The organism is Rhizobium sp. 862_C5_N1_2, assembly GCF_051811205.1.
Classification (GTDB): domain Bacteria; phylum Pseudomonadota; class Alphaproteobacteria; order Rhizobiales; family Rhizobiaceae; genus Rhizobium; species Rhizobium leguminosarum.
The window spans coordinates 213,487-231,147 of the sequence record NZ_JBPWPT010000004.1; the positions used below are offsets into that span (position 1 = coordinate 213,487).

Genomic DNA, 17,661 nt, shown 5'->3' on the forward strand with positions numbered 1-17,661 from the left:
CTATAAAATGGACAGATTCGACGGGAGCACGCCATGCATCTTTCCATGTGGACTTATCCCTGGGACATCCAGGACCAGGGGCTTGCAGCACTCGCCGCCGACCTTCGCGGCCGCGCGGGCCTGAACACGGTCAGCCTGGCGACCTCCTATCATGCCGGCCGGTTCCTGCAGCCGCGCAGCCCGCAGCAGAAGGCCTATTTCCCCGAAGACGGGACGGTCTACTTCCGGCCGGATGAGAGCCTATGGCGGGATAAGCTGATCCGGCCGCTGATGGCTGGGCATGTCACCGAGCGCGGCGACATGCTGGAAGCCCTCGTCCAAGGACGCGAGACGACGTGTCTCAAGGTCTCCTGCTGGACGGTCTGCCTCCACAATACCCGTCTCGGCATGCTGCATCCCGATCACGTGACGCGGAATGCCTTCGGCAATCCCAACTATTACAATCTTTGCCCCTCCAGCCCGGCGGCGCGGGCCTATGCCGTCACTCTTGTTCGCGACATTACGACCAACTACCAGCCCGATATGGTGGAACTCGAGAGCCCGAACTTCATGGGATTCGCGCATGAATATCATCACGAGAAAGACGGCGTCGGCCTGAACGCCGAAGACGATTTCCTGCTGTCGCTCTGCTTCTGCGACCATTGCACGGTGCGCGCCGAAAAGGCCGGCGTGCCGGTGGAAGGTGCGCGCCGGTCGGTCGGGCGCTTCATCGCCGAACTCTGCGAACGAGCTGTCCCGGAACGGCAGTTCCCTGACTTCCCGGCGGCCGGCATCGACGCCTTTCGCGACCATCCTGATCTGCATGCCTATCTCACTTGGCGCAGCGAACCGGTGACCAGCCTGATCGGCGAGATCAAGGCGGCAGCCGATCCGGCGACACGCATCGTGCTCATCGACCTGAAGGACGGCTGGCTCGGCGGCGTCGATCTCGCAGCCGCCGGCAAGCTCTGCGACGGGGCCATCCTCTGCTGCTACGACATGGAGCCGGATGCCGTCGGCGATGTCATCCGGACCGGCAGGGCGGCAATCGGACCGGGCAAGTTCCTTGGGGTGGGCCTGCGCGTCTTCTATCCTGAGGTCAGCGGGCCGGCGGTGCTCGCCGCACGCGCCAAGGCCGCCGTCGATGCCGGCGCTGACGGCGTGAACTTCTACAATTACGGCCTGATACCGGCTAAGCGCCTCGACTGGGTCAAGACGTCGGTCGGCGCAATCACGTAAGCAGATCAGCGCTCCTCAGGATGCGATGGGTTCGGCGACCTGGATCAGGCAGTCGCCGGCCTGGCTGTCGCAGTGCAGCCTGTGGGAAATGACAATGCCGCTCTCGGCAAAGCGCAGCTCTTCCTCCGGCTGATCCAGGCGTTCGAGGTCATGGTACCATCCGGCAAGGTCGCCGGCGGAAACGGTGGCCCCGAGTGCCACGGCCGGCTCGAACCAGCCTCTGTGGTTCGCATAGATGCCCTGGCTATGGCGGGATAGCGAAAGCAGCTGCAACGGCCCGGGCTCGGTGAGCGGCGCGCGCGACAGCACCGGACGCTCGACGATGCCGAGTGTCACCAGCAGCCGGTCGATTGCCGCCGCCGTGAAGGCCATTGTCTCAGGCGTCACGGTGCCGCCGCCGCCGAACTCGCCGGAAAGCCCTACGGTCCCGGCCCTTGCCGCAGCCCCCATCGATGTCGGCGCGGTCGGCCCGTTGTCGGCGATGAAGGCATGCGCCGCACCCATGGCGCGCATCAGCGAAACGGACCGTTCGAAGCGGGCGGCATCGGCCTGCCGCTCAATCAGCGTGCAGGGCAGGTGCGCCATGGACGTGCCGCCCGAATGCAGGTCGAGCACGACGTCATGGCGCGGAAAAAGTTCGTGTTCGAGGAAATGCGCCATCCGCGCTGTCGGCGAGCCGGTGGGATCGCCGGGAAACGCTCGATTGAGGTTGCCCCCGTCGAAGGGCGAGCAGCGCTTGGCCGCCATCACCGCCGGGAGGTTCGCCATCGGCAGGATGGTGACGGCGCCGCGGATTTCAGCGACATCAAGCAGCCGCATCAACCGGCCGAGCTGGAGTTCGCCCTCATATTCGTCGCCATGGTTGCCGGCCATCAGCAGCAAAGACGGCCCCTCGCCATTTTTCAGGCGAAGGATCGGAATGCGGATCTGATAATAGGGCGACCGATCGATCGAATAGGGAATGGCGAGGTGGCCGGCCTGCCGGCCCTCGCGCAAAAAGTCGATCGGATTGACGAGACCGCTGTGCATGATGTCTCCAGTGCGGGCGGTTGCGATGCCGTTACAGCGCCGCGCGTCTTTTTGAGCCGCGCAAAGGACGCTGTAACACTTTCAACTTACGCATCGTGCTTTCCGAAAATCGATTCCGATTTTCGGGCCGATGCGCTAGAGCGCGGCGATCGCGGTCATTTCGACGCGCAGATCGGGATCGGCGAGACGAGCTTCGGTGCAGGCGCGGGCCGGCGGGTTTTCGATGTCGATCCAGTCATCATAGACGCTGTTCATCGCCTCGAAATCGACGATCGCCGGCAGGAAGACATTGACGGCGATGAGGCGCGAGCGGTCGATGCCAGCTTCTTTCAAAAGGGCGTCGATCTTGCCGAGCACGTCGCGGGTCTGGTCCTTGATATCAGCCTTGCGATTTTCCGCGACCTGGCCGGCAATATAGACGAGACCGCCGTAGCTGACGGCTTGGCTCATACGCGAACCTTTCTGATAACGCTGGATCATTGCGGGTTTTCCTTTTCTTGCTTTTGGAGGGAGAGTTCAGCCGAAGCTGGTCAGATAGGCTGTCGTCACCGAATGGTCGGGGTCGAGGCCGTAGAGGATGGCATGCCGGTCAAGGCAGGTGCAGGGATGAGAGATGCCGTACTCGATGACGTCGCCGACCGCGACGTCGCTGCCGTTGGCAAGGGCCACGAAGGCGTGCTGATCGTTGAGGCGAAACACGTCGGCGCCTACGAGATCGGCGAGATACGCCCCATTGCGATAGAGCGCCAGCGGCCGCGGCAGACCCTGATCCATCGCCACGTCGCGCATGCCCATGCCGCAGATCGCCAGCAGCGGTTCCGGCCGGGAGAGGACCTCGGCCCAGACCCGCAGCGCCGGACGGAAAGCTGCAGCCGCCGAAACCGTCTCGCCGCCGATGCGGAAACCGCCGCGTGCATCGAGGCCGGCAAGGCCGCGCTCGTAGATGCCGTGGTCGTGGAAGAAGATCGCGCCGCTGCGCAGCACCAGCCGGCAGCCGGGATCGGCCGCAACAGCGGCTGAAAGCCTGGCAATCACAAGGTCGAAAAACACCGAGCCGCCGGCCGTGACCAGGAGCGGCCGCTCGTTGCCTATGCGGGCGCGCAGCTTCGGCAGGAAATCCGATGTCACCGCCATCAGCGCGTCGATGCGAAGCATCGTCTCTTCCGCATCGGCGGTCGCCGCCGCGCCCTCATAGGCGGCGATGCCGGTCAACCTAAAGGCCGGCGTCTCCAAGGCAAGGATCGCCTGGAAAATTGCCTCGGCGGCGTCGACGCTGCGAGCACCGGCGCGGCCCGCACCGAATTCCACCAGCAGGCCGAGGGGCGGTAGATCGGCGCGCTCCTGCCATGCGGAGCGAAGAGCCTCGACCAGCGCTGCGGAATCCACGAAGATATGGAGTTCCGCATCGGGATAGTGGCCAAGCAGGGCCGCAAGCCGGCGGGCGGCGGCGGCCCCGCCGATCTCGTTGGCGAGGATCAGCCGGCGCTGTCCCGCCTTGAGCAGGACGGCGGCCTGGCGGATGTCGGCGACCGTCGTGCCCCAGGCGCCTGCCGCCAGAAGTGCCTCCGACAGCGCCGTCGACATCGGTGTCTTGGCGTGCGGGGCGATTTCGGCGCCGAGGCTCTTCACATAGGCCATCATCAGTTCGACATTGCGGGAGAAGGCCTGCCGGTCGAGCGAGATCAGCGGCAGGGCCATCCTGCCGTCATAGGGCTTCCATCCCTGCTTGCCGATTGTATCCAGCGGGAGCGGCGGATTGCCCGGCGGAAAGCCGCGCACCCGCTCGTCGATCAGCACGTTTTCCGTCGCGATATGAAGGTCAGACATGGTAGCCCCTCCTGATCTCCGCGGGATCGGCGATGCCGAGCCGATAGGTGTCATTGGCGGTGGCAAAGAACAGGGCCCGCTGTTCGTCGTAAGAGAGCTTTGAGGCGACCGCTCGGAAAACCTGGTAAACCTCGTCGAAAGAAGCGTGCAAGCCCGCGACCGGAAAGTCGCTCGCGAACATGGCGCGCGCCGGACCGAAACAATCGAGGCAATGCTCGATCACCGGCCGCAGGCTTTCGAGCGTCCACTTATTGTCGTAGGCGACGAGGTCGGAAATCTTCAGGCGCAGATTCGGCTCGCTGCCGAGCGCCCGCAGACCACGGCGCCAGAGCGCCATGCCGTCCTCCGTCCGGTCAGCCGGGCTGCCGCCGTGGTTGAGTACGAAAAGCGTTTGCGGAAAAGCGCGCACCAGTTCGAGCGCCTCATTCATCTGCCAGGGATAGAGCATCAGATCGAAGACCAGCCCGAGCCGCGTGGCGTGCGCTAACCCCACCCGCCAGGCGGGATCGCCCATGCGGTTCGCGCGCGAAGCAAAACTCTTCGTCACATCGGGATGCCAGCTCAGAATATCGCGGATACCGACGACGTTGGGATTTGCCGCTTCCGCCTCGAGCAGGCGCAAGGCGTCCGGCCCGTCGAGGGGCACGCGCGCGATATAGCGGCGCGCCACGCCGGAGCTGCGGTCGAGGCCATCCAGCCAGCGGCTCTCTTCTAGCGGGTATGCAACGGACCAGCCGGCCTCCACATGCACGGTTGCAATCACGTTCTGACAAGCAGCATCGGCGCGATAATCGTCGATGCCATAGTCGCGCAGGATCGGAGTTAAACTGCCGAAAACCATCTCCTCGCCTGATGCGCGCGCCTGCTGAAGCCAGGGATGGCGTTGCAGGCCGAGGTCCCAGAGGTGGTGATGCGGGTCGATCACCGGCCCGTCGTAGAGATCAGTCATCTGCGCGCCTCACGGCCGGAAACGAGCAGAAGGGCAAGGATCAAGGTGCCGAACATAATCGATCGCCAGCCGGGCGAGGCATTGACGACAGTGATCAGCGCCGTCGTCGTGACGAGCAGGATCGCCCCCGGAATGGTCCCTGCATAGGTGCCGCGGCCGCCCAGGATGGAGGTGCCACCGAGCACGACGGCGGCGATCGAGGTCAACAGGTAGGGGTCGCCGATGCCGACATAACCTTGCCGGTTCATGCCGAGTACGAGAATGCCGGCAAGCCCTGCGAAAAAGCCCGACAGAGTGTGGACGATCAGCGTGTTGCGGGTGACGCTGACGCCGGAAAGCCGGGCCGCCAGCGGGTTCGCCCCAAGCGCAAGGAAACGCGCGCCGATCGGCATGCGGTGGACGAGCAGCAGGACGACGATCGAGACGACGAGCCACAGAATGATGCCTGAGGGAATGCCGAGCGGCCGCGCCTGCCCGAGCAGAATGACCGCCGGATTGCTGACGGTGACCGCGCTGCCGCCGGCGACGATGACGAGCAAGCCCTGCAGGAAGGTCGCCATCGCAAGCGTCATGATGATCGGCGGCACGCGAAGATAAGCAGCACCGGCGCCGTTCATCAGGCCGATGCCGGTGGCGATGGCAAGGGCCGCCGCGATGCCGGCGAGGCCGGTTGGATCCCACGCCGGCGAGATCAGCGGCAGCAGGATCGCCGTAACGGTGATGACCGCGCCGACGGAGAGATCGATGCCGCCCATCAGGATGACGAGCGTCTGACCGGCGGCGGCAATGCCGATCACAGCAGCGAGTTCGAGCAGGTAGCGCAGGTGGCCATAGGCGCCGAAACCGCGCAGCGAGACACTTGCGACGATCCAGACGAGCGCGACCAGAAGGAAGGTCAGCAGCGGCGGATTGCGGAACGCGGACCTGATGATGTTCATCGTCTTGCCCTCCATTGCCCGAGAAGTTCCGGCACGGCGACCGCGCCGACGATGATCAGGCCTTGAGCGACATATTGCGCGACCGGCGGGAAGCCCAGGAAGAACATGACGTTGATCATCACCGAGAGCAGCAGGCTGCCGCAGATCGCGCCGCGCATCGTGCCCTTGCCGCCGAGGAAACCCACGCCGCCGAGCACGGCGGCGGCGATCGAGTTCAGCGTGAAGGGCGTGCCGATAACTGGATCACCCGACCCGGTCTGCGCAGCGACGAAGAGACCGGTCAGGGCTGCCAGAAGACCGGACAGTGCGAAGGCTGCGACCTTCACCCGTTCGACCGGGACGCCGGAGCGGAACGCGCCGACCGGATTGTCGCCGGCCGCGTAGATGCCGAGGCCGAGCGGCGTTGCCAGAAAGGCCTTCCAGAGCGCCAGGATCACGACGAGCAACAGGAAGGCGACGGGCGTGTGGCCGGCCAGCACCGTCGACAGCCAATCGGGAATGAACCCACCCGGCCGCGGCAGCAGGATGAGTGCGACCCCGCCGATGATGAATGAGCCGGCCAGCGTGACGATGATTGCAGGAAGCCTGAGATAGGTAACGATGGCGCCGATGACTGCGCCGATCGAAAGGCCGGCGAGGGAGACCGCAAGAATGCCGCCCGGCACGCCGAGCGCGCCTTCCATCGTCGTCGCGGCGATCACCGCTCCAAGACTGACGAGCGGGCCGATCGCCAGCGTAATGCCGCCGTTCAGCATGAGCAGCGCCTGCGCCATGGTGACGAGCGCGAGCGGGAACCAGTTCTGCGTGAACTTGGAGAAGCCACCGATCGAAAGGATGCCGGGAAATAGCAGCGCGTAGATGACGAGAAAGGCTGCGACAACCAGATAGAGTCCGGCAAGGCCGCGGTTGCGGCGGAGCTGGATCGAGCCGTAGAGCCGGGATGACGAACTTGTGCTCATGCCGCCTCTCCCTGCGTCGCGGCCGTAATACCCATGGCTGCGCCAACAATCGCTCCTTCGCTGATTTCATCTTGCGACAGCGCCGCTGCGACGCGCCCCTCGCGCAGAACCACGACACGGTCGCAGAGATGCACGAGCTCAGGCGTATCGGAGCTAGCCAGAATGACGAGCCGCCCCTCGGCGGCGAAGGCACGGAGTATGAGGTAGATTTCCCGCTTGGTCTCGATGTCGACGCCGCGCGTCGGATCGTTGAGGAGCAGAATGGAGGGATCGAGCGGCAGCCATTTGGCGAGCGCCACCTTCTGCTGGTTGCCGCCGGAAAGCGCCTGCACCGGGCGGGCCGTGTCGCCCTTGATCGTCAGCCGCCGCGCGAGATCGGCGACCAGGCCGTTTTCCGCCGGCCGGTCCCGCAGGCCCTTGCTGGCGAGCCGTCCAAGCGAGGGCAAGAAGAGATTGGATGCGATGGAGTGGGGCAGCACCAGCCCCTCATGCTTGCGGTCGGCCGGGACATAGACGATGCCGGCGGCATTCGCCTCGCCGACATGGGTGGGCAGGGCGGGTTTGCCGGAAACCTCCGCTCTGGAAGCCGCTGCCGGAATCGCGCCGTAGAGGCCAAGTAGCAGGTCTTCCTGCCCTTGCCCCACGAGCCCGCCGATGCCGACGATCTCGCCGGCACGGGCGGAGAAGCCGATGTCTCGCACCATGCCGGCGGAAAAACCTTCGACGTTGATGCGCATCGCGCCGGGTGCTGTGACGGAGCGCGGTGGGAACAAGTCGCCGGTCTCGCGGCCGACCATGAGGCGCACCAGGCCTTCACCGTCGATGCCGGACAGCGACTGGTCGGCGGTGACCAGGCCATCCTTCAGCACTGTGACATGCGAGCAGAGCGCCTGCACTTCATTGAGGCGGTGGGAAATATAGAGAAGTGCCGTGCCACGGTCCTTGAGCGTCTCGATAAGGCGGGCAAGGATGCCGGCTTCGTGTGCGGAAAGCGACGACGTCGGCTCGTCCAGGATCAGCACACGCGGCTTGCGGAATAGCGCCTTGGCGATTTCCACCATCTGGCGGCGGCCAAGCGCCAGATCGGCGACCGGCATGTCGAGCGGCTCGGTGAGCCCCACCATGTCGCAGACATCTGACACGCCGCGATGAAGCGCTCTGTAGTCGATGAAACCGAACCGCCGCGGAAAGGCGCCGAGCCCGATGTTTTCGGCAATCGACAGACTGGCCGTGAGGCTCAGCTCCTGCTGAACGACAGCAATACCGGCCGCGCGCGCAACCGCCGGGCTGAAGCGCCCGACGGGCTTGCCGTCGACGAGGATGGAACCACCGTCCGGCTGGAGGGCACCGGACAGGAGGTTGATCAGCGTGGATTTGCCGGCGCCGTTTTCGCCGAGCAGGGCGTGAACCCTGCCCGGCAGAAGGGCGATATCGACGCCCTTCAAAACGGGATTGCCGAAAAATCCCCTGAACACCTGCCGGGCTTCCAGCAGGGGTCTTTCTTCCGTCATGACGGCTTTCCTCAACTCGGGATTACTTGGTGGCAAGCAGCTTGTCGAAGAGCGCCTTGTCGTAGTCCGAGTAGATATAGCCGTCAGCCGGGAACTTGTCGGCCCGTGCGAGGTAGCTGCCGATCGTGCTGTCGTCGATGACAGGCAGCGGCACCTTGACGAAGGCTGGAACGTCCTTGCCTTCCAGCGCCTGCACGGCGGTGTAAACGGAAAGCGCGCCGAGCCAGTTGGGCTGCATGGTCGCCCACCCCTTCAGTCCCTTCTCCTTCCAGAGTTCCAGGAACTGCCTTGCGTTTTCGCCTGTCGTCGGCACCTGGTCGCGGCCCTGGCGCTCGAAGGCGAGCACCGAGCCGGCCGACAGGGCGCCGCCGAGCGACAGCACGCCGTCGATTTCTGGATTGGCGAAAAGCAGGCTGGTCATCGCTTCCTGTGCCGGGGCGACGTTATATTCCGTGTTCGTCTCGGTGATCACCTGGAGACCGGGATTGGCATCGAGGACCGGCTGGGCGCCCTTGCGGCGGTCGTCGCTCACCGAAATGCCGGCCGGGCCGTTCATGATGATGATCTTGCCCTTGCCGCCGAGCTGGCCGACCATCCACTTGGCGGCGGTCGCGCCCCATTCGTTGGAATCGGTATTGATCTTCGCCGTCACCTTGTCGGTGTTAACAAGGCTGTCGAAATTCACGACGGCGATGCCCTTGTCGCAGGCGTCTGATATGACACGGTCGAGCGCGTTGGAGGAACCGGCGATCACGACGATGGCATCGACATTGGCGTCGATCATCGACTGGATATGCTGGATCTGCGTCTGGGCGTTGCCCTGCGCGTCCGTGATCATCAGGTCCTTCACAAGGCCCGCCTTCTTCAGCTCCTCCACTTCAGCCGTGATGGTGCCTTCGGTCTGCTTCATCCAGGTCGGCACCGAATAGATGTTCGCCCAGCCGATCGTATAGGGCGCCTTCCTGTCACCCTTGATGCAATTGGCGGCGGCTGAGGCCGTGCCGGCCGAAAAGACGAGGAGTGCCGCAGCGGCGGCGGCACCCGCAAGAAGGCGGCGGCGCAGCGAAGCGGAAATGCCGTTTTCAAGATTCTTCATGTTGATCCCCTTTTTTGTGTGCGGCAGCGTTGACGGCTTGCCATCCATGTCCAATATAATGTACATGTGATCTATATACCGGACGAGGCGATCTTATGCCGATTTTTTTACCTCGCAAGAGGGGTGCAAAAATTTCATTCGCGATGAATGACGGATCGATTGACAGATGCGGCAGACGGCTTGAAAAGCTTGGCCGGACAAAAAAGGATCGACAGCAATGGATGCAGTTCAGGACGAAGCAGCCGGCAAGCGCGCCCGAGGGCTCGACCGCGCCTTCGAGATCCTCGATTTCCTGCGCCAGAAGCGGCAGGCCTTGAAGCCGAACGAAATCGCCGCACAGATCGGCGCACCGCGCTCGTCGGTTTACGAGCTCGTCAACCTGCTACTGCAGAACGGCATTCTGGAATTCACCGGCGGCGAGGGGCGTGTCTATCTCGGCCGCAAGCTGTATTTCCTCGGCGCAGCCTATGAGAACCATTTCGACTTCACCCGCGAATGCGAGGCGGCGCTGGAACAGCTTGCCGACGAGACGCGGGAGACGGCGCAGTTCTGCATGCTGGATGGAAACAGATACACGGTCGTTCGCATGCGCGAAGGCGCACGCCCCTTCCGCATTTCGACGGATGTCGGGCAGTCGGTGCCGATCCCGTGGACGGCCTCGGGCCGCCTGCTCGTCGCGCATCTGTCGGATCAGGAGATCCTGACCTTCATTCCGCCGCAGGATTTTCGCCTGCCGAACGGCGAATGGCTCGAGCCGCAAACCTTCATCGCCGAGGTGCGCCAAGCCGAGCGTGAAGGTCTCTTCACCTTCAACAGCATCGTCGACAGTTTCACCCACTGTTTTGCCGTACCGGTGCGCGGCGAGGAAGGTCATGCCGCCGCAACGCTCTGCCTCGTCACGCCGCGCGACGATGGCATTGCCAACCGCGACCGCTACCTCGACTGCCTGAAGAAGGCCGCCGCCGGCCTCGACCATGCCCCGACCCGGCCGAAATGAGGCTGATGCCTGAGTATATCAAGGCATCGATGTCAGGTGGCACGGATGCTCGTGCTTAAGCCGGCATACAATTCCATGCTCGTCAAATCGGATCATGTTCGCTCCGGCGGCGCTGCAGCGGGCACAGGACGCTAAGAAGAACTATCCCTATTGTTGTCGTCTCAGCCGGGCTCTTCGCCACGCCGGCAGATCCCGCCTGCCGGCCCGCGCTCGCATACCCCGGAGTAGCCGCCCCGATCGTTGATTTCCGATTTCCCGCCAATCCGGGAAATCTATTCACTCTTCCTCCGAAACTATGAAATTAAGTTTCTCTATAAAATTAATAGAGAACGTATTTTAGCAGTCCAACAGCCAGTTTTATACTTGGCCTTGGGGAAGGCCGAGCTGTTGACGGCAAACGGAGAGGACACGAAATGACACGGAAAATCAGGCTTGGGGCATTTCTTCCCGGTGGCGGACAGCATGTTGCTTCATGGCGGCATCCCGACCAGCCGGCCGACGGCGCGACCAGTTTCGAGTTTCACAAACGTCTCGCTTTGACAGCTGAGCGCGGGCTCTTCGATGCCTATTTCCTGGCCGACGGGCTGGCTGTCGGTTTTGGCGGTGCGCGCGAAGGCGGCAACGCCCGCGTCGCCGGCTTCGAACCTGTGACGCTATTCTCCGCCCTTGCGCCTTTCACCACCCATCTCGGCTTCATCGCCACGTCCTCGACCACCTACGAGGAGCCTTACACGACCGCCCGCAAGTTCGCCTCGCTGGATCTGATCTCGGAGGGCCGCGCCGGCTGGAACGTCGTGACCACCACGGGCGACCTGACGGCGCAGAACTTCAACCGCGACACCCAGCTTCCGCATGCCGACCGATATCGCCGCGCTGCCGAGCATGTCGACGTTGTCCGCAAACTCTGGGAAAGCTTCGAAGACGACGCATTCATCCGCGACAAGGACTCCGGCGTGTTCTTCGACCCGTCGAAGCTGCACGACACTGACCATCGCGGCGAGCACTTCAGCGTGCGCGGTCCGCTCAACGTCTCGCGATCGCCGCAGGGTCATCCCGTCATCGTCCAGGCCGGTCAATCCGAAGACGGACGCGGGCTCGCCGCAGCGACGGCCGAGGTCATCTTCACCGCCCATCAGCATATCGAAACCGCCCAGGAGTTTTACCGGGACATCAAGGCACGCGCCCGTGGTCTCGGCCGAAACCCCGATCACATCCTCGTCATGCCCGGTGTATCCGCTTTCGTCGGCAGGACCGAGGCGGAGGCGCGCGAGAAATACGACCGTCTGACCTCGCTCATCGTCGAAGAAGACGGGATCGGCCTCCTCAATGGGCTGACCGGCGGCACGCTCGACCTGCACGGTTATGACCTCGACGGGCCTCTGCCGCCCGCGCCGCCGACGGAAGGCATGAAGAGCCGCCAGGCCCTCATCCGCCAGATCGCCGATGAAAACAACTTTACCATTCGCCAGCTCTATCAGTGGATCGCCTCCGCTCGCGGTCACTACACCATCGTCGGAACGCCCGAACAGATCGCCGATACGCTGCAGAAATGGTTCGAGAACGAAGCTGCCGACGGCTTCAACATTCTTCCGCCCTGGCTGCCGACAGCGCTCGACGATTTCGTCGATCTGGTCATCCCGGAACTGCAGCGCCGCGGCCTGTTCCGGACCGCTTATGAGCGCAAGACGCTTCGCGAAAACCTCGGCCTGCCTTTCCCGACCAATCGATGGGCTGCAGGACGTGCCGCTCTCCAGGCAGCAGAGTGAGGAGCGGTCCATGTCTTATGAGATCAACCAGACTCTTCCGAGAAGCTTCGGCCGCCTGAAGAGCAACGAAAGTAATATTTCCCCTCTCGCCTCGCATGTGCGCGGAATGCTCGCATCGCTTTTGCCGCGTTATGGCCTTCTCATCGGCTTCCTCGTGCTCTGGCAGGTGTCGAGCACCAGGGGCTGGGTCAATCCCGCGGTCTTCCCGCCCTTGAACGTGATCCTGTCCGCTCTTTGGACCAACCTTGCCAACGGCGCACTGCTGGATGACATCGCCATCAGTCTGCAGCGATCCGGAACCGCCTTCGTCTTTGCCGTCGTGATCGGCATTCCGCTCGGCCTGTTCATGGGCCAGGTTCGTGCTGTCGAACAGGCGCTCGATCCGATCCTGCAGCTCTTCCGCCAGACCTCGGCGCTGGCGCTCTATCCGGTCTTCATCCTGCTGCTCGGCCTCGGCGAGACATCCAAGATCTTCGTGATCTTCTGGGCGACGCTGTTTCCGGTCCTGCTCGCCACGATCAGCGGCGTCAAGGAGGTGGACAAGAAGCTCATCGAGATGGCGCGGACCTATGGCGCCGGATCGCTGACCATCTTCCACCGCGTCATCCTGCCGGCGTCGGTCCCTGCGATCTTCGTCGGCCTGCGTCTTTCGGCGACAACTGCGCTTCTCCTGCTGATTGCCGCCGAGATGATCGGCGCCAACAAGGGCATTGGCTTCCAGGTGATGAACGCCCAGTACAATTTCCAGATCCCGCTGATGTTTGCGGCGATCCTTCTGCTCGCCTTCCTCGGGCTTGCCGCCAATGCCTTGCTCGTTTTGCTGCAGCGCCGCCTCTGCCGCTGGTCTCAGCCGAGCCGCTGACCTGCTTTCACCGATTTTCCTCCTCCGAAAAGGACCACCACATGACATTCCATCCCCGCAACCTCCTTCTGCCGGCTGTGATCGCTCTCGGTCTTGCCACGCCGGCCGCAGCCACCGATACGGTGAAGCTGCGCTACCTCGCCAGCCAGGGCGGTCTTGCCGCCCATGAACTCGCCGCCGAACTCGGTTATTTCGACGGAACGGGCATCACGCTGGAAAATGTCGGCTATGCCCAGGGTGGTCCGGCTTCTCTCATCGCTCTCGCATCCGGTGATGTCGAGATCGGCAGCGCAGCAACCTCCGCCGTCCTGAATTCGATCATCGGCGGCAATGATTTCGTCGCCGCCTATCCCTCGAACGGCATCAATGATGAGGTGCAGTCGACCTTCTACGTGCTGGAAGACAGCCCGATCAAGGGTATCAAGGACATCGCCGGCAAGAGCATCGCGGTCAATACGCTCGGCGCGCATCTCGACTATACCATCCGTGAGGCCTTGCATTCCGTCGACCTGCCGACGGACGCAGCCAATCAGATCGTCGTTCCCGGGCCGCAGCTTGAACAGGTGCTGCGCTCCAAGCAGGTGGATATTGCCGCCTTCGGCTATTGGCAGACGACCTTCGAGGGGGCAGCGCTGAAGAATGGCGGCCTGCGCCCGATTTTTGACGATACCGACGTGCTTGGAGACATTGCCGGGGGCTTCGTGGTACTGCGCCGCGATTTCATTCGCCAGCATCCGGAGGTCTCGAAGATTTTCGTCGAGCAGTCGGCCCGCGCCCTCGACTATGCCCGCGAACATCCTGAGGAAACCAAGAAGATCCTGGCCAAGGCCCTCAGCGAGCGCGGCGAGAACGCTGATATCGCGCAATACTTCCGAGGCTATGGCGTGCGCGCCGGCGGCCTGCCGGTCGAGCGCGACATCCAGTTCTGGATCGACGTGCTGGTTCGCGAAGGCAAGCTGAAGCAGGGCCAACTGGCGGCCAAAGACATCCTCTTTACCGCCGATGCCAAGCCGGCAAGCAACTGAGGAATGGTGATGAGCATCGCTGAGGACACGCGCCGCGGAGAAGTGACGATCCGTCACCTCTCCAAATCCTACAGGTTGAACGGGGCACCTCTACAGGTTCTCAGGGATGTCAACCTCCACGTCCGCTCCGGCGAAAGCCTCGCCATCGTCGGCGCCAGCGGCTCGGGCAAGACAACCCTGCTCAGGGTTCTGGCCGGTCTTGAGGATTCCGACACGGGTGAGGTTCTCGTCGATGGCAAGGCGGTGCGAGGCGTCGGCGCAGAGCGCGCCGTCATCTTTCAGGAACCGCGCCTTCTGCCCTGGCTGACCGTGGTCGACAATGTCGCCTTCGGGCTGAAAACAAGGGGCCTGTCGCGTGAGCAGGCGAGGGGACGGGCGCGCCATTATGTCAAGCTCGTCGGCCTGCAGCAGTTCGAGGCGGCCTATCCCCGGCAGCTCTCCGGCGGCATGGCCCAGCGCGTCGGCATCGCCCGGGCTCTGGCCGTCCAGCCCGAGATCCTGCTGCTCGACGAACCGCTCGGCGCGCTCGACGCAATGACCAAGATCGGCATGCAGCAGGAACTCGCACGGATCTGGCGCGATGAGGATGTGACGACCATCCTCGTCACTCACGATCTCGAGGAGGCGATCTACCTGGCCGACCGGATCCTGATCCTGCCGCGGGAGAAGGGCGGCGAGCCGCGTCTGATCGAAATCGATCTGCCCCGCCCTCGCGACCGCAGCGCGCCGGAATTCGTTCGACACCGCGAAGAGCTGCTGAACCTGTTCGGACTGCACTGACGTCTACAGACGCCAGCCTTCGCAAAGAGCAAAGTATTTGCCCGGGACAGTTCGAACGGGTCGACGCCATATCCGCGTGTGATGTGCTGACCGCGGCGCGCGATCTTCTCGGTGAGGGTCGAGCGACGCAGCAGAAGGATGGTGACGGCATAGGCCACCACCGTTGCGGCGAGGAGCGGAACGAGCGTGCTGACGAACACGGCGTCAAATTGCGACATAGCCGAGTTCCCGACGTGCCGCTTTAACCCAAAAGCGTCTTCCTCAAGCGATGGATATGGGCGGCGCCAATGCCGCAACAGCCGCCGATGATGGTCGCGCCGGCTTCGGCCCAGGAGCAGGCATAACGCGAATAGGCGTCGTCATTCAGATCGGCGCGGGTATCGTGCAGGCCCTCATTGGCGGCTGCGTCGCCTGTTTCCCCTTCGAAGGCATTGGCATAGACGCCGATTTCGATGTGAGCATCCATCTTTCGGAAGACCCGGGCTGCCGTCTCCACAGCCGCCTGCATGACTTCGGGCTTGCTGCAATTGAACAGTAGAGCTTCAGCGCCCGATGAAACCGCCCAGGATGCCGCATCCTCGACCTTTTCTCCGGAGCGAAGCTTCGGTTCGCCGCCACTGATGGCTGCCTCGTCATCCGCCAATGTGAAGGAAATCCAGAACGGCTTGCCTGATGTCGCCACCGCCTTGCGGACGGCCTCTGCCTCGGCGATCAGGCTCAACGTCTCGCCGAGCCATATATCGACGAAGGGGCCGAGGTTCTCGACAAGCACCTGGAGATAATCCTGCACCCGCGAAGGCTGAAAATTCTGCGGCTCATATGAACCGAAGATCGGCGGTAGCGACCCGGCAACCAGCACCTTCCGATCGGTAACGGCATCCGCCGCCTCGCGCGCCAGGCGACCGGCGAGACGGATCAGCGCCGGCCCTTCCTTCCGGAACCGATCCTCGCCGATGTGAAAGGGCACGAGCGCATAGCTGTTCGTCGTAACGACCTCAGAACCGGCGGCGATAAATTCCTGGTGTACCCTACGGACGATATCCGGCGCATTGATCAGCGCCAATGCCGACCATTCCGGTTGTTTCAGTTCGGCACCCAGCCGCAGCAGCTCGCGGCTCATGCCGCCATCGAGAATTCGCGTCGTGCTCATGAAGCAGTCTCCATTCAGTCTGTCGCGCCGTCATCGGCGGCGGGCTTTTCATAACAAAGTGGGCGAGGTGCGCGTGGTTCGTGCGCCAGGGAGTTCATGGGCCAGTCCTGTTCCGTCGGCCTAGCGGCGAACCGGCACCTGCGCTTCGAGACCTCGAAAGACGCGGGCGATCACTGCGGTCAGCGCGAGATAGAAGAGGGTGACGACCAGCAGCGGTTCATAGACGAGCAGCGTGTCCTGCCGAACCTTGTTTGCCACGGCGTAGAGATCCATCACCGTCACCGTAAAGGCGAGCGGCGTCGCCTTGAGCTGCATGACGATCTCTCCCGCAATCGTCGGCAGGGCGATGCGAATGGCGCGCGGCAGCCAGATGCGGCGGGTCAGCATCCAGGGCGACAGGCCAAAGGCCCGGCCCGCTTCGAGTTCGCCCTTGGGAACGGCAAGCAGCGCGCCGCGCAACACCTCTGCCTCATAGGCTGCGTAGTTCAGGGTAAAACTGACGGCCGCGAAGAAGAAGCCCTCGCGCAGGATCGGCCAGAACAGGCTCTGGCGGATGCCGGGGACCATCGGCAGCAGCGAGCCAACCCCATAGTAGAGAAGCCACAGCTGTATCAGCAGCGGCGTGCCGCGAAAGAAGGTGCAGTAGCCGCGGGCGAGCAGCCGCGTCAGTCTGCCGCCGCTGACCTGCGCGAAGGCGAGGCCTATGGCGATGACGAAGCCGAACACCACCGAGATTACCAGCAGGCAAACAGTCTGCCAGGCGCCGGTCAGAAGAAGCGGCCAGTAGGAAGAGATCCAGGTGAAATTCATGGGGCGCTTTCTTCAGGCAAGACGCGGCTGCCCCCGCCGTACCCGTCCCTCGATCAGTTTGAAGACGACGTTGGAAACAAGAGTGATGGCGAGATAGAGAAGGGCCGAAGCAAGGAAAAAGACGAAGTAATGCTTGGTGCTTGCCCCGGCAAGACGGGTGGCGAGCGCCAGTTCCTGGTAGCCGACGACCGCGACCAGCGCGCTGTCCTTGGTGACCGACATCCAGAGATTGGCAAGGCCCGGCAGCGCGTTCGGCAGGAGCGCTGGCAGCAGGATCCGTCGGAACCTCAACACCGGCCCCATGCCGAAGGCCTTGGCGGCCTCGATCTGGCCGACGGGAATGGCGAGGATCGCGCCGCGCAGCACCTCCGTCATGTAGGCACCCTGGACGAAGCCCAGCACGGCGACGGCCGCGACGAAGCCGTTCACATTGACCGGTGGCAGGTCCAACGCGGCGAGCAGCCGGTTGAGACCATCGGTGCCCGCATAATAGAGCCCGACGATCAGGATCAGCTCGGGAACGGCACGGATCAGCGTGGTGTAGAGATCGAGCAGGAGACGAAGCATGCGATTGCCCGAAAGCTTTCCAAGCGCGCCGCCCGTGCCGAGCAGCAGGCCGATCGCGAAGGCGCAAGCCGAGATGGCGACCGTGGAAACTGCACCTGCCAGAAGAACGCCGCCCCATCCCGGAGGATAGGGAGACAGCAGGTCCAGAATACCTTGTTGCGTGGTCGCCATCGTTGG

The 17,661-nt window shown here is 63.5% G+C and carries 17 protein-coding genes and 1 pseudogene; 6 read left to right on the forward strand and 12 right to left on the reverse strand.

The window, feature by feature from the left end:
• Window positions 1-33 precede the first annotated feature (33 nt).
• Entirely contained in the window at window positions 34-1,218 is a 1,185-nt protein-coding gene (locus tag ACD590_RS33800; protein WP_439004297.1) for a hypothetical protein, read from the forward strand.
• 15 nt (window positions 1,219-1,233) lie between these two features.
• On the opposite strand, the gene ACD590_RS33805 is transcribed toward ACD590_RS33800, so the two are convergent.
• From ACD590_RS33805 to ACD590_RS33840, 8 genes are all read right to left on the reverse strand, one after another.
• Window positions 1,234-2,247 carry a succinylglutamate desuccinylase/aspartoacylase family protein gene (locus ACD590_RS33805; protein WP_168320122.1) on the reverse strand — a complete coding sequence of 338 codons (1,014 nt, stop codon included), beginning with the start codon at window positions 2,245-2,247 and terminating at the stop codon, window positions 1,234-1,236.
• Window positions 2,248-2,382: 135 nt separating this feature from the next.
• Entirely contained in the window at window positions 2,383-2,727 is a 345-nt protein-coding gene (locus tag ACD590_RS33810) for a RidA family protein (protein ID WP_018246876.1), read from the reverse strand.
• Between the two features lie 36 nt (window positions 2,728-2,763).
• Window positions 2,764-4,074, reverse strand: coding sequence for an alanine racemase (locus tag ACD590_RS33815; RefSeq protein ID WP_439004298.1), 1,311 nt, complete (start codon window positions 4,072-4,074; stop codon window positions 2,764-2,766).
• A complete protein-coding gene (locus ACD590_RS33820) occupies window positions 4,067-5,023 on the reverse strand; it encodes an amidohydrolase family protein (RefSeq protein ID WP_439004299.1) in 957 nt (318 codons plus the stop codon). Before ACD590_RS33820 ends, ACD590_RS33815 begins: the two co-directional genes overlap by 8 nt.
• The gene (locus ACD590_RS33825) at window positions 5,020-5,961 is read right to left on the reverse strand and encodes an ABC transporter permease (protein ID WP_128402946.1); all 942 of its coding nucleotides are present in this window, start codon (window positions 5,959-5,961) and stop codon (window positions 5,020-5,022) included. The genes ACD590_RS33820 and ACD590_RS33825 overlap by 4 nt, the downstream gene beginning before the upstream one ends.
• Window positions 5,958-6,920, reverse strand: coding sequence for an ABC transporter permease (locus ACD590_RS33830; RefSeq protein ID WP_131647240.1), 963 nt, complete (start codon window positions 6,918-6,920; stop codon window positions 5,958-5,960). Before ACD590_RS33830 ends, ACD590_RS33825 begins: the two co-directional genes overlap by 4 nt.
• Window positions 6,917-8,431, reverse strand: coding sequence for a sugar ABC transporter ATP-binding protein (locus ACD590_RS33835; protein ID WP_439004300.1), 1,515 nt, complete (start codon window positions 8,429-8,431; stop codon window positions 6,917-6,919). The genes ACD590_RS33830 and ACD590_RS33835 overlap by 4 nt, the downstream gene beginning before the upstream one ends.
• A gap of 22 nt (window positions 8,432-8,453) precedes the next feature.
• Complete coding sequence (locus ACD590_RS33840; protein ID WP_026188806.1) at window positions 8,454-9,527, reverse strand: ABC transporter substrate-binding protein; 1,074 nt, start codon at window positions 9,525-9,527, stop codon at window positions 8,454-8,456.
• Window positions 9,528-9,744: 217 nt separating this feature from the next.
• Between ACD590_RS33840 and ACD590_RS33845 the strand changes: the two genes are divergently transcribed.
• The 5 genes from ACD590_RS33845 to ACD590_RS33865 all read left to right on the forward strand — a co-directional run bounded on the left by ACD590_RS33845 (window position 9,745) and on the right by ACD590_RS33865 (window position 14,957).
• A complete protein-coding gene (locus tag ACD590_RS33845) occupies window positions 9,745-10,524 on the forward strand; it encodes an IclR family transcriptional regulator (RefSeq protein ID WP_028732419.1) in 780 nt (259 codons plus the stop codon).
• Between the two features lie 413 nt (window positions 10,525-10,937).
• Complete coding sequence (locus ACD590_RS33850; RefSeq protein WP_439004301.1) at window positions 10,938-12,290, forward strand: LLM class flavin-dependent oxidoreductase; 1,353 nt, start codon at window positions 10,938-10,940, stop codon at window positions 12,288-12,290.
• A gap of 10 nt (window positions 12,291-12,300) precedes the next feature.
• Complete coding sequence (locus ACD590_RS33855) at window positions 12,301-13,152, forward strand: ABC transporter permease (protein ID WP_439004302.1); 852 nt, start codon at window positions 12,301-12,303, stop codon at window positions 13,150-13,152.
• A gap of 41 nt (window positions 13,153-13,193) precedes the next feature.
• Entirely contained in the window at window positions 13,194-14,177 is a 984-nt protein-coding gene (locus ACD590_RS33860) for an ABC transporter substrate-binding protein (RefSeq protein WP_439004303.1), read from the forward strand.
• A 9-nt stretch (window positions 14,178-14,186) separates the two neighbouring features.
• A complete protein-coding gene (locus tag ACD590_RS33865; protein WP_439004304.1) occupies window positions 14,187-14,957 on the forward strand; it encodes an ABC transporter ATP-binding protein in 771 nt (256 codons plus the stop codon).
• Window positions 14,958-14,977: 20 nt separating this feature from the next.
• Here the strand turns inward: ACD590_RS33865 and ACD590_RS33870 are convergent.
• The 4 genes and pseudogenes from ACD590_RS33870 to ACD590_RS33885 form a co-directional block, all read right to left on the reverse strand.
• A pseudogene (locus tag ACD590_RS33870) lies at window positions 14,978-15,151 on the reverse strand (chloride channel protein); the annotation flags it as partial.
• A gap of 47 nt (window positions 15,152-15,198) precedes the next feature.
• Window positions 15,199-16,107: a homocysteine S-methyltransferase family protein gene (locus ACD590_RS33875; RefSeq protein WP_018449085.1), complete on the reverse strand. Its 909-nt coding sequence runs from the start codon at window positions 16,105-16,107 to the stop codon at window positions 15,199-15,201.
• Between the two features lie 120 nt (window positions 16,108-16,227).
• Window positions 16,228-16,917: an ABC transporter permease gene (locus tag ACD590_RS33880; protein WP_018246860.1), complete on the reverse strand. Its 690-nt coding sequence runs from the start codon at window positions 16,915-16,917 to the stop codon at window positions 16,228-16,230.
• A gap of 12 nt (window positions 16,918-16,929) precedes the next feature.
• Window positions 16,930-17,655, reverse strand: coding sequence for an ABC transporter permease (locus tag ACD590_RS33885; RefSeq protein WP_247263944.1), 726 nt, complete (start codon window positions 17,653-17,655; stop codon window positions 16,930-16,932).
• Between the last annotated feature and the right edge of the window lie 6 nt (window positions 17,656-17,661).